We start from the raw sequence: 13,582 nt of genomic DNA, 5'->3' as shown, positions 1-13,582 counted from the left end.
ACATGCAGCATGGAGGGAAAGCCGTGTACGCATACCTGATGACCTCTCCCGGGGAAATCACCCGAACCCTGGTGCCCGATCCGGAATGCCACGAGGACGAAATCCTGCTGCAGACCGAGGCGGTTTCCATCTGCTCGACCGACGTCTCCTACTTCCGCGGTCACCTCTTCGCGGAGGACTGGCCGATCATTCCCGGCCACGAATACGTGGGAAGGGTCGTCGAGGTCGGCAAACGGCTCCGGGACGACGTGCGGCCGGGCGACCGGGTGACCTACTGGGGGCAGACCGACTTCGGCGGCATGGCCGAGTACCGGGCCCTCCGGCCGCTCTTCCCCGGCCGGCTCGGGGTGGAGACGGCCTGGTACACCGGGCGCAACTTCTACGACGCCGACCAGGCCGCGGCCGTCGTCCTGCCCCCGCACGTGCCCTCGGACCTGGCCTCCGTGATCGAACCGCTGACCTCGGTCCTGCGGTCGTTACTGCTCAACCCCCCGAAGCCGGGTGACACCTGTGTCGTCCTCGGCTGCGGCCCAAGCGCCCAGCTGGCCGTCCAGGTGCTCCACCGCCACCTCGGCGCCGGCCCGATCACCGTGCTCGACCGCAACGGCGAGCGGATGGACGTCGCGCTGCGGCACGGGGCCTCCCACGCCTTCAACCCGGACACCCAGGCGGCGGAGCTGGAAGCGTTCGTGCGCGACCACCACGACCAGTACGCGGACTACGTGTTCGACGCGCTGCCCCACATCTCGGCGCCGGGCCGCCCGGCCGGACGCGAGGACGCCCCGGGCAAGGACATCCGCGAACTCGCGATGGGCCTGCTGCGCCCCGGCGGCTCGTACGTCATCTACGGCGCGACCGCCGTCCCGCAGCGGCTCAACACCTGGATGATCCTCGCCAAGGGCCTGCGGCTGCTCTCCACTCCCTTCGACGTCCGGTCGTTCCCGATGGCCCGCTCCGCGCACGTCACCGCCGTGGCCCTGCGGCTCGTCGAGTCGGGCCTGGTCGACCCGGCCCCGCTGATCACCACCCGGGCCTGTCTCGACGACGAGGAGGCCGTCCGCGAGGCGTTCACCGGGTACGGGCGGGGTGCGTCGATGAAGACCTCGCTGCTCGCCCCCTCCGTCCTCCTCGACCACGTGCGGCGCACGGCCGCCGCGGCCACCACCGCCCCCGGCGGCACGACGCCCAACGGCACCGCCCCCATCGGCGTCTCCCCCCTCAGGACCTCCCCCGCCAACGCCTCCCCCGTCGGCATCGCCCCCGCCGGCGGAGCGTTCGTCGAGCAGGCCGGAATACCGGGGTGAGCGGCACCGACACCGGCACCGCACCACCCCTCTCCCCCGACCACCGGACGCCGGCCTTCGCCCGCGACCGCCTGACCGTCACGGCCTACGGCGGACTGGCCGTGTACGCCTACCTCCTGTACGCGCTCGGCCCGCTGCTGCCGCTCCTGCGTCAGGACCTGCAGCTGAGCTACCTGCTGATGAGCCTGCACTCCGCGGCCTTCGCGGCCGGTGCGATCCTCACCAACCTGCTGTTCCGCCGTCTGCGGACGCGGGTGGGCCACCGGGCGCTCTTCTGGACGGCACTCGCCCTCCTGGCCCTGGGGTCGCTGCTCCTGGCGACCGAGCTGTCGGCCGCCGTCACCCTCGGCGCGGCGCTCCTGGGCGGCATCGGCGGGGCGCTGCTGCAGACCACGGCGCTGGCGGTGCTCGCCGAGCACCACGGCGCGGACGAGTCCCTACGGGCACGCGCGCTGGTCGAGGCCAACGCGGCCGCGAGCGTCAGCGCACTCGCCGCGCCCGTGGTCATCAGTGGTCTGCAGAGCGCCGGGGCATCGTGGAACTGGTGCCTGGTGCTTCCCGCCCTCGCGCTCGCCCTCATGTACCCGGCCCTGCGGGCCGAGCAGTTGCGCCCGCGCACCGCACCCGTCGCCGCGCAGGCCGCCGCCCCGGCGGCGCGGGCCGACCGGTCGGCGGGCGTGTTCCCGCTCCGCGCCGCCCTGTGCGGTCTCGTCGTCGGCTTCGAGTTCTGCCTCGCCTACTACGCCGCCCCGCTGCTCACCAGCCACCTCCATCTGACGGCCAGTCAGGCGTCGGCGGCACTGGCCCTGTTCTACGGAAGCGAGCTGGCGGGCCGGCTGGCAGGGAGCCGGCTGGCGAGCGGTGCCCGCTCCGCCCGCTCGGCCGCGCTGGTGGCCGGATCCCTGACGGTCGCCGCCGCAGGCTTCCTCGCCCTCTGGCTCGCCTCCGCCACCTGGCTCGCCCTGGTGGGCCTGGCCCTCGGCGGGCTGGGCATCGCCAACCTTTTCCCGTTGACCCTGTCGCTGGCGGTGAGCGCGGCACCCGGCCGCACCGACCAGGCCACGGCCCGGGTCCAACTCACCGTCAGCGCCTGCATCATGCTCGCGCCCCTGCTCCTCGGCACGCTGTCCGACCACCTCGGCGTCCGCTCGGCCTTCGGCCTCGCCGGCTGCCTGCTGCCCTTCGCCGCGCTGCTGCTCGCCGCCGGGCGTCAGCGGCCGGCGCCCGCCGACTCGTCCTCCTCGGGAGTCACCCCACATGTCCGTCACTGAAAGCACAGCGAGCCCGGAGCGCACGGAGGGTACGAAGCGCGCGGAGCGCACGGCGATCGGCGCCGAGAGCGCCGCCCGGGCCCGCGACACCCTGGCCCGCAACCACCGCACCGGGTTCTCCCGGGCGGCCCAGCGTCACTTCGACTTCACCTGCCCCTCCCCCGACAGCTACCCCTTCCAGTGGGCCTGGGACAGCAGCTTCCACGCCATCGCCCTCACCCACGTCGACACCCGCCGGGCCCGGGACGAGCTGCGCTCCCTGCTCGGCGCGATCACACCCACCGGGTTCCTGCCGCACATGGTCCTCTGGCAGGACGACCTGAGGCCGCGCGCCACGGCGGACTTCCGGATCGACCTCTGGGAGGGCTGGCGGTCCGTCACCATCGCGCCGCCCGTGGTCGCCCGAGCCGTCGAGCGGGTGTACCGGGCCACCGGGGACGACCTCTGGCTGCGCCGCGTCCTGCCGCCCGCGCTCGCCTTCTTCGGCTGGCTCAGGGACCACCGCACGAGCCCCGGCACCGGCCTGCTGGAGATCTACCAGCCGGACGAGTCCGGGCTGGACAGCAGCCCCAAGTACGATGCCGCGCTCGGCATCGAGTCGGCCGCGGAGGACGCCGTGGGCACCGCCTGGCACAGTGCGATGCGGTCGCTGATCACGGCCTACGCCTCTCCGTCCCGCACGCCGGAGACCCCGCTCCGCGACCGGCGGCTGTTCGTCTGGAACGACGTGCTCCTCAACACCGTCTACGCCGACGGTCTGGCCTGCCTGGCGCGCCTCGTCCGGAGGGTCGAACCGAACGGGCGGACGGCGGACCGGCTGGCCGAGGAGTCCCGGGCGATCGGCGCCGCACTGATGCGGCACTGCTGGGACGAGACCGCCGGAGCCTTCCAGGACCTCGACCTCGTCGCCGGGAAGCGCAGCGGGGTCCTCACCGCGAGTTCGCTCGTGCCCGTCCTCCTCGACTCGGTGCCGGACGCCGCGGCGCGCCGGGTCATCGAAGAACACCTGTTGAACGAGAGGGAGTTCTGGCGGCCCCATCCCGTCCCCAGCGTCGCCGCCACCGAACCGTCCTACGACGCCTCGTTCCGCACCGGGGCGATCTTCCGCGGCTCCAGCTGGGTCAACCTCAACTGGTACCTGTACGGGGGCCTGCGCCACCGCGGCTACCACGCGGAAGCCGACACGCTCGCCGCGCGCACCTGCGCGCTCGTCGCGGCCTCGGGCACCCGGGAGTGCTACGGCCCGGAGGACGCCGAGGGGCACGGCGCGCGGTCCTTCGGCTGGAGCTCCCTCGTCCTGGACCTGGCCGCCACCACGACCGACACGACGCACCCGACGGACCCGACGGACGCGACCGGCACAGCCGGCCCGACCGGCGCGACCGCCCCGGCGGAGGAGGACTGACATGGCCGACTGGGGTTTCCTGGGCGCCGGTTCGATAGCCGCGTCCAGCCTGGCACCCGCCGTCCACGCGGCCGACCGGCCGCGCCTGCACGCCGTCGCCGCGACCGACGCCCGGCGGGCCCGTGCCCTCGACCCGGCGCGGGTGTACACCCGCTACGAGGACCTGCTGGACGACCCCGCCGTGGACATCGTCTACATCTCGCTCCACAACAGCGCCCACCGCCCGTGGGTGGAGCGCGCCCTGCGCGCGGGCAAGCACGTCCTGTGCGAGAAACCGCTCGGCCTGACCGCCGCCGAGGTCGCCGCCATGGCGGCCACCGCCCGCGCCACCGGGCGGCTGCTCGTCGAGGCGGCCTGGAACCGCTGGCACCCGCGCACCCGGGACCTGGAGTCCATGATCACCCGCGGCGCCATCGGCACCGTCCGCACCGTCACCGCCAGGTTCGACGGCCTGGCCCCCGCCCCCGGCAACTACCGCCTCGACGCCGCCCTCGGCGGCGGCGCCCTCTACGACGTCGGCTACTACGCCGTCTCCGCCGCGCTCGCCGCCTTCGGCTGGCGGACGCCGAGGGTCGTCAGCGCCGAGCAGGACCTCTGGCGGCCCGGCTCCGCCGACGCGGCCACCCGCTTCCGGTTGGAGTTCCCCGGCCAGGGGACGGCCGAGGTCGGCTGCTCGCTCGTGGGCGACACGGCCGAGACCTTCACCACCACCGGCACCGGCGGCTCCATCACGCTCGCCCCGCCGGCCTTCTGCGCCGGCGTGGCGCCCAGCACGCTCACCGCCACCGGCGAGGGCCGTCGCCACTACCCGCCCCAGAACCCGTACCGCCTCATGGTGGAGGCGGTGGACTCCGCGGCCGAGGGCGACACCTCCGCCCACCTCGTCCCGCTCGCGGAATCGCTCCGCATCGCCGCCACCCTGGACGCCGTCCGGGACCGCCTCGTCCCGGGGGGCGTCTGACCGTCGACCGCACGCGCTGGTCGGTCCGACGCCGACGCCGACGCCCGACCGTCCCCCGGTCCGGCGTCGACTCGGCGCGTCCGCCGTCCGTAGGATGCCGATCTCGGACACCGCCACCCGGGTGGCGCCCCTGACGGACCGTTCACCGCACGGTGAGCAGAGAGCAGGCATCCTTGAACCCCCTCCCGACGACGCCCTCCGGCGGCTCGCTGGTCATCGGCAGCGCCGCCCCGGCCGACACCCCCGGAGCCGGTCTCTCCACCGTCCGCTACGACGGCACCGGCGCCATGACCCTCGTCCGGACCCTGCCGGTCGGCCACCCCTCCTACGCGGCCCTCGACCCGACGCGCCCCGTCCTGCACGCCGTCCTGGAGGAGGCCCCCGGGCGGATCCTCTCCCTCCGGGTCGACCCCGCCACCGGGGTCCTCGGCCTTCCCGGCACCGCCACCAGCGCCACCGCCGCCGCCACGGCCAGCGGCGGCGCGGGCCCCTGCCACCTCGCGGTCCACCCCAGCGGTTCCCACGTCTTCGCGGCCCACTACGGCGACGGCGTCCTGTCGGTCATCCCCACCGGCGCCGACGGCCTGGTCACCTCCCCGCCGGTCCAGACCATCCGCCACCCCGGCCGGCAGCCCGCCGGGAAGCTGCTGACCTCCCCCCACGCCCACATGGCCGCGCCCTCGCCGGACGGACGCTTCCTCCTCTGCACCGACCTCGGCACGGACCGGATCCACGTCTACGCCTTCGCTCCGGCCACCGGCCTGCTCAGCGCGCACCAGACGGCCGAACTCCCGCCCGGCAGGGGCCCCCGGCACCTCGTGTTCCACCCCTCCGGCCGGTACGTCCACGTCCTCAACGAACTCTCCTCGACGCTCACCGTCTGCACCTGGGACGCGCCGACCGGCCGCCTCGAACCCACCGTGGAGCTGGCGACGCGGCAGGACCCGAGCGCGCCCCACGCCAACTCCGCGGCCGCCGTCCGGCTGTCCGCCGACGGCCGTTTCCTCTACACGACCAACCGCGGTGACGACGCGATCGCCGTGCACGCCGTCCGCGGTGACGGCGCGTCCGCCGAGCTGATCGCCACCGTCGCGTGCGGCGGAGTCTGGCCCCGGGACATCGCCCTCACCCCCGACGGGCTCCTCCTGTTCTGCGCCAACCAGCGCTCCGGCACGCTCACTGCCTTTCACCGCGACCCGGCCACCGGGCACCTGACCCCCGCCGCAGCACCCCTCGTGACGACCGAACCCACGTCCGTCCTGCCGGTCGGCCCCTGAGCGGAGGAATGCGGGCCCCGGACCCGGGGAACTTGCACGGCGTCAGCGCCGGGGAGGAGGTCTTCGGTCGCAGCGCGTACCGTTGGGCTGCACCGATGCACCGTGACCAGGCGGTTCCGGTCCGGTCGGGTGTGCTGAAACCGTCGCCTGCAAGGAGCAGACCCTGAGTACGTCGTTCGCGGAAGCACTGTCCATCGGGCTGCTCGTCCTCGTGCTGGTCTGCGCGGTGGTGCGGCCGTGGGGCTGGCCGGAGGCCGTGGTCGCGGTCCCGGCGGCCGCGTTGGTGGTGGGTGTCGGCGCGATCCCGCCGTCGCACGCGCTGGCCGAGGCGGAGCGGCTGGGGCCGGTGATCGGGTTCCTCGCCGCCGTCCTGGTGCTGGCGCAGCTGTGCGACGACGAGGGCCTGTTCCGCGCCTGCGGGGCGTGGATGGCCCGTACGTCCGCGGGCAGCCCCCGGCGGCTGCTGGTGCAGGTGTTCGTGGTCGCCTCGGTGGTGACGGCCGTGCTCAGCCTGGACGCGACCGTGGTGCTGCTCACCCCGGTGGTGTTCGTCACCGCGGCCCGCCTCGGGGCCCGGCCCAAGCCGCACGTCTACGCCTGCACGCACCTGTCGAACACGGCGTCGCTGCTGCTGCCGGTCTCGAACCTCACCAACCTGCTGGCCTTCGCCGCCAGCGGGCTGAGCTTCACCCGGTTCGCCGCGCTGATGGCGCTGCCGTGGCTGGCGGCCATCGCCGTCGAGTACGTGGTGCTGCGCCGCTTCTTCGCCGCCGACCTGGTGGCCGGTGCCCCGCCCGCGGCCGACACCGCGGCGCCGCAGATGCCGCTCTTCGCCCTCGTCACCGTGGGCTGCACGCTCGCCGGGTTCGTCCTGACGTCGATCGTCGGGATCGATCCGGCGTGGGCGGCCCTGGCCGGCGCGCTGGTGCTCGCCGTCCGGGCCCTGGTGCGGCGCAGCACCACGCCGGTGGCGATCGTGCGCGCGGCCGCCGTGCCGTTCCTGGCGTTCGTGCTGGCGCTGGGCATCGTGGTCCGGGCCGTCGTCGACAACGGCCTGTCCTCCGCGCTCGGGCACCTCGTCCCGCACGGCACGTCGCTGCCGGCGCTGCTCGGCGCGGCGGCGGTGGCGGCGGTCCTGGCGAACGTCATCAACAACCTGCCCGCCACCCTGGTCCTGCTGCCACTGGCCGTGCCGTCCGGCGCGGGCGCGGTGCTGGCGGTGCTGCTCGGGGTGAACATCGGCCCCAACCTCACCTACGCCGGCTCCCTGGCCACGCTGCTGTGGCGGCGCATCGTCCGGGAGCACGACACCGACATCGGGCTGGGCGAGTTCACCCGCCTCGGTCTGCTCGTCGTACCGGCCGCCCTGGCCGTGGCGGTGGTGGCGCTGTGGGGATCACTGCAGATCATCGGAGGATGAAGCGGATGAAGCGGACGAAGCGGAGCAGGCCGACGGGCACGCCGGCGAGGAGGACGAGGCCGTGACCGTCGTCGTCTGGATCACCGAAGGCACCTGGCCCGCCTGTGTCGACGCCGCCCGCGCGCACGCACCGCAGGGGGCGGAGATCGTCCTGCTCCACGTCAGCGGCCAGGACGTGCCCGGCGCCGCGCACGGCGCGTTCGCCGGACTGCTCGGACGCGGCCACCGCGAGCGCGATCCCGGCACGCGGGTGGAGGCCCTGGCGGCGACCTCGGCCCGGGACCTCCTCCGGGCCGCGGCCGAGCGCCTCGGGCGGCCCTGCACCCACGTGGAGCGCGCCGGCCGCGTCGAACGCGAGGTCGTCGCGGCGGCCGACGGCGCCGAACTCCTCGTCCTCGCCCGCGACGGCGACCGCACCCGGCTCGGACCGCACAGCCTCGGCCCGGCGACCCGTTTCGTCGTCGACCACGCACCCTGCCCGGTGCTGCTGGTCTGGCCGGAACCGGCGCCCGACACCGCGACGCTGCCTCCCCCGCCGCCGCCAGGCAGGCCGTAGCGCGGCGCCTGGCGGCCCGGCGTCGCGTTCAGTGCCCGACGTCCGGCTCCGGGTAGGAGAGCCGGTACCGGCTGCCCGCCCGGAGCCGCGCGCGGAGCCGCCGCCCGTCCCCGGGCGCCAGGGCGGCCGCGACCAGCCTGCCCGCCTGGTCGGTGAGGACGGGGTGGCCCCCGCGCTCGGGCAGGTGGAGGTCGATCAGGGTGTCCCGGGCGGCCCGCAGTTCGGCTCCGGTCAGCACGCCCCGGCGCCAGCTGAGGCCGACGGTGAGGCCGCCCCGCGCGCGCAGGCCGCGCACGTCGCCACCCGGCCAGGACGGCGGCAGTGCGGGCAGCAGCCGCAGGACGCCGTTGTGGCTCTGCAGCAGCGTTTCGGCGATGGCGGCGGTGATGCCGAAGTTGCCGTCGATCTGGAAGAGCTGCGGCGGGTGCAGGTCGAGCAGGTTGGGCGCGATCGAGGTTTCGAGCAGGCGCTGCACGGCCTGTCCGGCGAGGGCTCCGTCGCCGAGGCGCGCGGCGAGCGCGGCGACCCAGGCGAGGCTCCAGCCGGTGCCTCCGCCGCCGTGTGCCAGCCGGCGGTCCAGGGCGCGGCGGGCCGGGTCCAGCAGGGTGTCGTCGCCGAGCGGGTCGACGGCGCTGCCCGGGTAGAGGCCGTAGAGGTGGGAGAGGTGGCGGTGGCCCGGGTCCTCCTCGGGGAGGTCGTCCCGCCATTCCAGCAGGCGCCCGTCGGCGGCGAGGGACGGGCGCCGGAGCCGGGCGCGGACGGCCGTGAGTTCGGCGGCCCACTCGTGGTCGACCCCGAGTTCCCGGGCGGCGGCGACGGTGTTGTCGAGGAGTTCGGCGGCGAGCCAGTGGTCCAGGGTGCAGCCGGCGTCGACGGCGGCCAGGGTGCCGTCGGGGAGCCGGAAGTGGTGCTCGGGGGAGGTGGACGGGCAGGTCACCAGGGTGCCGTCGGGGGCCTCGGCCAGGAGGTGGGTGAGGAACCGGGCGGCCTCGCGCATGACCGGGTAGACGCGGTCGGCGAGGTGGGCGCGGTCGCCGTGGAAGAGGTGGTGGTCCCACAGGTGGGCGGCCAGCCACGGGCCCGCCATCGGCCAGTGCGCCCAGACCGGGTCGCCCGAGACGGGGCCGGTGGCTCGCCAGATGTCGACGTTGTGGTGGCAGCACCAGCCCGGGGCGCCGTAGTGGGCCCGTGCGGTGGATCGCCCCGCCTCGGCGAGGTCGGCGACGAGGTCGAGCAGGGGCTGGTGGCACTCGGCCAGGCCGGTGGTCTCGGCGGGCCAGTAGTTCATCTGGAGGTTGATGTTCGACGTCCAGTCGGAGTTCCAGGGCGGGGTGACGTCGTTGTTCCAGATCCCCTGGAGGTTCGCGGGCTGGGTGCCGGGCCGCGAGGAGGCGATCAGCAGGTAGCGGCCGTAGGCGAAGAGCAGGGCGGCGAGGCCCGGGTCCTCGGCGCCCGCGTTCGCGGCGGCGAGGCGTTCGCCGGTCGGCCGCCGGGCCGCCTCCGCCGGTCCGTGGAGCCGGAGGGCGGCCGCGCCGAAGAGCCGCCGGTGGTCGGCCGTGTGGGCGGCCCGCAGGGTGTCGAAGTCCTGCCCGTCGGCTCCGTCCAGCCACCGGTGCGCCTCGGCGAGTGCCGCCTCGGGGCCGTCGGGCCGCTGTCGCCAGTCCCGGTAGCCGGTGCCGACGGCGATCAGCAGGACCGCCTCGTCGGCGGCGGTGACGTCGATCGCGCCGTCGTCGCCGCCGACGCGTCCGTCGGCGGTGCGCACGCGCAGCGCGGCCGCGAAGCCCGTGCCCTGGTCCGTCCGGTACGTCACGGGCTCGCCCGCCCGGCGCGGGAGGCGGGCGGGGGCGCGGCCGCGGACCGACAGGGTGCCGGTCGCGGGGTCGAGTTCGGGGCGTGCGGCGGGGTGGGGGGTCGTCAGGCTCGCGCGGAAGGAGAGGGCGCCGGGGGTGTCCGTACGGAGGCGGACGACCAGCACGCCCGCCGGGGCGGAGACGAAGCTCTCGCGCCGGTGGCGCACTGCGCCGGCCGTGAACTCCACGGTGTGCACGGCCTCGTCGAGGTCCAGCGCGCGCCGGTAGTCGGCGGGGTCGTCCGCCGCGCCCGGGGGGAAGGTGAGCAGCAGGGTGGCAAGCGGCTGGTACGCCTCGGCGTCGGGGCCGGAGAAGTGGGTGGCGGCGATCGCGTGGGCCCGGGCGTGGTCGCGGTCGCGCAGCACCGCCGTTCGCAGGGCGGGCAGGTGCTCGGCGGCGCCCGCGCGGTCGTGCGGGCCGGGCCCGCCGGACCACAGCGTGTCGGCGTTGAGCTCGATCCGCTCGGTGCGGACACCGCCGTACGCCATGGCGCCGAACCGCCCGTTGCCGAGCGGCAGCGCCTCCAGGAAGCCGTCGGCGGGGCGCCGGTACCAGAGCGTTTCCTCGGCGGGCCGGTGGGTCTGCCTCGGCATGGCGTCGCTCCGATCGCGGGGGTCGCGGGGCCCGGCTCCGGGGGGCGGGGGCCGGAAGAAGGCGGTCAGCGGGCGGTACGGGCGGTCGTCCGGTCGGTGCCCGGGCGGGCGTCGTCCGGGAGGGGCGGGCGGCATGTCAGCCCTCCCCGGTGGCGGGGCGCGGCTCGTGGTTGAGCCGGCCGGAGGCGAAGCCGTCGATCACGACGGGCGTCGCGGCGAAACCGGCCTCGGCCACGGCGTCCGCCAGGGAGGTGAGCCGGGCCGCCGCGGCCACCAGTTCGGCGTCGAGTTCGATGCGGACGCGGTCGCCGAGGTCGCGCACCCGCAGCTGCCCGGACCGCAGTCCGGCCCGGTCGAGCGCCCGGCGCACCGCCGTCTCGGCCCGGTCGACGCGGGCCAGCCGGTGGCCGGTGACGGGGATGCCGTAACGGATCCGGCTGGCCAGGCAGGGCGTGGCCGGCTTGTCCCAGGTCGGCAGCGCCCACAGCCGGCTGACGGCCCGTACGTCCGCCTTGCCGAGGCCGGTGTCCCGCAGCGGCGTGCGGACGTCCCGCTCGTGCCCGGCCCGGATGCCCGGCCGGAAGGGGTCGGCCGCGTCGTCGGCGTTGGTGCCGGTGGCGAGCCGGTGGAAGCCGTGCTCGCGGGCGACGGCGGCGATGGTGTCGAGGACCTCGGACTTGCAGAAGTAGCAGCGGTCCCGGCCGTTGGCCCGGTAGCCGGGGCGGTTCAACTCGTCGGTGCGGGGCGCCAGGTGCGCCACGCCGAGGGAGTCGGCGAGGGCGCGGGCCGCGTCGAGTTCACCGGAGGCGAGGCTCGCCGAGACCGCCGTCACGGCGAGCACGCCGTCGGGCCCCAGCGCGCGCACGCCGGCCGCCAGCACGAGGGCGGAGTCCACGCCGCCGGAGTAGGCGACGGCGAGGGGGCCGAGCGCGCGTACGGCCGCCAGCAGGGCGTCGGCCTGCTCCGGGCTCCGGTCGTCCGTCCCCGGTCCGCCGTTCACGGTGTGCCGCCTTCCTGCGTCGAAGCGTCGGGGTGCTCCGCCTCGGCCAGCCGCCGCGCCCGCTCGGCGACGACGCGCAGGGGCAGGCCGGTGCGGCCGGCCACGGCCGCGGCGTCGTCGTGCTCGGTCTTGGAGCCGAAGGGGCCCTGCTTGACCCGGACGGCCAGGCCCCCGACCTCGACGGTGTGGATCCGCCGGGGCACGGCGACGCGGGTCTGGACGGTCTGGCGGACGCCGAGCGTCCCCGTCTCGGTGAGCACCACGGCGCGGAGCCGGTCGACGGCCTCCGGTCGGGCCAGGACGTGCAGCACCTGCGCGGGCCGGCCCTTCTTCATCACGGCCGCCGTCGTCCAGGCGTCGAGCGCGCCTTCCGCGAGGGCCCGCACGATGGTGTGGGCGATGGTCTCGCCCGTGACGTCGTCGAGGTTGGTCTCCAGGGTGACGACGGTCTCGACCGCCGGGTCCGCGTCCGGCGGCGGGGGCAGCGGGCGGCCCAGGGTGACGGCCACGACGTTCGGCCGGTCGGCGAGCGTGCGCGTGCCGGCGCCGTAGCCCGTCGCCACGGGGGTCATGGGCGGCGGCGGGCCGTAGCGGGTGCCGGCGGCCCGGAGCAGTGCCGCACCGGTCGGTGTGACGGTCTCCCCGCGCAGGTCGGTGCCGGTCACCGCGGCGCCTTCGAGGAGTGCCAGGGTCGCGGGGGCCGGGCAGGGCAGCAGTCCGTGCCCGGCCCGGACCCGGCCGGTGCCGAGCGGCAGGGGTGCGCAGACCACGTCCGTGACGCCGAGGGCGTGCAGGGCGGCGGCGACGCCGACGATGTCCACCAGGGCGTCGTGGCCGCCGAGTTCGTGCAGGTGCACGTCGGCGGGGTCGGTGCCGTGCAGGCGGCCTTCGGCGCGGGCGATCGCGGTGAGCGCCGCGGTGCCGAGCGCGGCCACGGGCTCGGGGCGGGCCGCGGCGGCCAGTTCCAGGAGTTCGGCGGCCTTGCGCTCGGTGGCGGTGTCGGTGACCCGTACCCGGGCGGCGGTCGCGGCCAGGCCGTGCGCGCTCACCCGCTCGGCGTCGAGTTCCCAGCCGGTGAGGCCGGTCGCGGTGATCGAGGCGCGCACCTCGTCCAGCGGTGCCCCGGCGTCGAGCAGGGCGCCGAGGAGCATGTCGCCCGCGATGCCGGTGAACGGGTTGATCCAGCAGATCACGGGCGTCGGCTCCCCACCCGGGAGAGGCGGTACGCGGCCATCGCCGCGCCGAAGCCCGAGTCGATGTTGACCACGGTGATGCCGGCCGCGCAGGAGGCGTGCATGGCCAGCAGGGCGGTCACGCCGGCGAAGGACGCGCCGTACCCCGTCGAGACCGGCACGGCGATCACCGGGCAGCCGACCAGGCCGCCGACGACGCTGGCCAGGGCGCCCTCCATGCCCGCCACCACGACGACCGCGTCGCTCTCCCGGAGCTGGTCCCGGACGCGGAGGACCCGCTGCAGCCCGGCCACGCCGACGTCGTGCACGGTGGTGACCTCCAGCCCGACGGCCCCGGCCACGGCGGCGGCCTCCGCGGCCACCGGCCAGTCGGAGGTCCCGGCGGAGACCACGGTCAGGGCGAAGCCGTTCGGCTCGGCGGGGCGCCAGACCAGCAGGCCGGCCGTGGCGTCGTAGGAGCCTCCGGGCAGGTGGCCGAGCACGTCGGCGGCGGTCTCGGCGCCCACCCGGGTGACCAGGACGGGACCGGAGTTGGCGCGCAGCAGTTCGGCGGCGATGGTGCGGATCTGGTCGGGCGTCTTGCCGGGCCCGTACACGGCCTCGGGCAGGCCCTGCCGCTGTTCGCGGCCGATGTCCACCTGGGCGAAGCCGAGGTCGTGGACGCGGGTCGGGTCCGCGGGGACGGGTTCCGGGGGGACGGGATCCCTGGGCGAGGGGTCCGGGCGGGTGGGATCCATGCGGCTCTGCTC

At 75.8% G+C, this 13,582-nt stretch carries 11 protein-coding genes; 7 read left to right on the top strand and 4 right to left on the bottom strand.

Features of this window, described 5'->3' with window-relative positions:
- The first annotated feature begins 38 nt into the window (after nt 1–38).
- From IF30_RS0102630 to IF30_RS0102600, 7 genes are all read left to right on the top strand, one after another.
- Nucleotides 39–1,304, top strand: a complete 1,266-nt coding sequence (locus tag IF30_RS0102630) for a zinc-dependent alcohol dehydrogenase (protein ID WP_199807801.1) — start codon at nt 39–41, stop codon at nt 1,302–1,304.
- Nucleotides 1,301–2,575, top strand: coding sequence for an MFS transporter (locus IF30_RS0102625; RefSeq protein WP_030231303.1), 1,275 nt, complete (start codon nt 1,301–1,303; stop codon nt 2,573–2,575). Before IF30_RS0102630 ends, IF30_RS0102625 begins: the two co-directional genes overlap by 4 nt.
- A complete protein-coding gene (locus IF30_RS0102620; protein ID WP_030231302.1) occupies nt 2,562–3,980 on the top strand; it encodes an amylo-alpha-1,6-glucosidase in 1,419 nt (472 codons plus the stop codon). Before IF30_RS0102625 ends, IF30_RS0102620 begins: the two co-directional genes overlap by 14 nt.
- A 1-nt stretch (nt 3,981) precedes the next feature.
- Nucleotides 3,982–4,941, top strand: coding sequence for a Gfo/Idh/MocA family protein (locus IF30_RS43160; RefSeq protein WP_051709047.1), 960 nt, complete (start codon nt 3,982–3,984; stop codon nt 4,939–4,941).
- Nucleotides 4,942–5,114: 173 nt separating this feature from the next.
- Nucleotides 5,115–6,218 carry a lactonase family protein gene (locus IF30_RS0102610; RefSeq protein WP_051709045.1) on the top strand — a complete coding sequence of 368 codons (1,104 nt, stop codon included), beginning with the start codon at nt 5,115–5,117 and terminating at the stop codon, nt 6,216–6,218.
- A 163-nt stretch (nt 6,219–6,381) separates the two neighbouring features.
- Nucleotides 6,382–7,638, top strand: a complete 1,257-nt coding sequence (locus tag IF30_RS0102605; RefSeq protein ID WP_030231298.1) for an SLC13 family permease — start codon at nt 6,382–6,384, stop codon at nt 7,636–7,638.
- 61 nt (nt 7,639–7,699) lie between these two features.
- Complete coding sequence (locus tag IF30_RS0102600; protein ID WP_030231296.1) at nt 7,700–8,194, top strand: universal stress protein; 495 nt, start codon at nt 7,700–7,702, stop codon at nt 8,192–8,194.
- A 28-nt stretch (nt 8,195–8,222) separates the two neighbouring features.
- On the opposite strand, the gene IF30_RS0102595 is transcribed toward IF30_RS0102600, so the two are convergent.
- The 4 genes from IF30_RS0102595 to larB all read right to left on the bottom strand — a co-directional run bounded on the left by IF30_RS0102595 (nt 8,223) and on the right by larB (nt 13,570).
- Nucleotides 8,223–10,640, bottom strand: a complete 2,418-nt coding sequence (locus IF30_RS0102595; RefSeq protein ID WP_051709043.1) for a glycosyl hydrolase family 95 catalytic domain-containing protein — start codon at nt 10,638–10,640, stop codon at nt 8,223–8,225.
- Between the two features lie 136 nt (nt 10,641–10,776).
- Nucleotides 10,777–11,640, bottom strand: coding sequence for an ATP-dependent sacrificial sulfur transferase LarE (gene larE / locus IF30_RS0102590; protein ID WP_199807800.1), 864 nt, complete (start codon nt 11,638–11,640; stop codon nt 10,777–10,779).
- Nucleotides 11,637–12,833: a nickel pincer cofactor biosynthesis protein LarC gene (larC, locus tag IF30_RS0102585; protein ID WP_037898706.1), complete on the bottom strand. Its 1,197-nt coding sequence runs from the start codon at nt 12,831–12,833 to the stop codon at nt 11,637–11,639. Before larC ends, larE begins: the two co-directional genes overlap by 4 nt.
- Nucleotides 12,830–13,570, bottom strand: a complete 741-nt coding sequence (gene larB, locus IF30_RS0102580) for a nickel pincer cofactor biosynthesis protein LarB (protein ID WP_078891072.1) — start codon at nt 13,568–13,570, stop codon at nt 12,830–12,832. The genes larC and larB overlap by 4 nt, the downstream gene beginning before the upstream one ends.
- Nucleotides 13,571–13,582 lie beyond the last annotated feature (12 nt).

Source organism: Streptomyces sp. NRRL S-350 (assembly GCF_000719705.1).
In the GTDB taxonomy this organism is placed as follows: domain Bacteria; phylum Actinomycetota; class Actinomycetes; order Streptomycetales; family Streptomycetaceae; genus Kitasatospora.
Note: the sequence above shows the minus strand (reverse complement) of the source record. Positions and strands in the feature narration are given on the sequence as shown.

What these genes read in the sequence shown, in the direction of transcription:
- IF30_RS0102630 (WP_199807801.1), top strand. Translation starts at nt 39, where the DNA reads ATGACCTCTCCCGGGGAAATCACCCGAACCCTGGTGCCCGATCCGGAA.
- IF30_RS43160 (WP_051709047.1), top strand. Translation starts at nt 3,982, where the DNA reads ATGGCCGACTGGGGTTTCCTGGGCGCCGGTTCGATAGCCGCGTCCAGC.
- IF30_RS0102620 (WP_030231302.1), top strand. Translation starts at nt 2,562, where the DNA reads ATGTCCGTCACTGAAAGCACAGCGAGCCCGGAGCGCACGGAGGGTACG.
- IF30_RS0102595 (WP_051709043.1), bottom strand. Translation starts at nt 10,640, where the DNA reads ATGCCGAGGCAGACCCACCGGCCCGCCGAGGAAACGCTCTGGTACCGG.
- larB (WP_078891072.1), bottom strand. Translation starts at nt 13,570, where the DNA reads ATGGATCCCACCCGCCCGGACCCCTCGCCCAGGGATCCCGTCCCCCCG.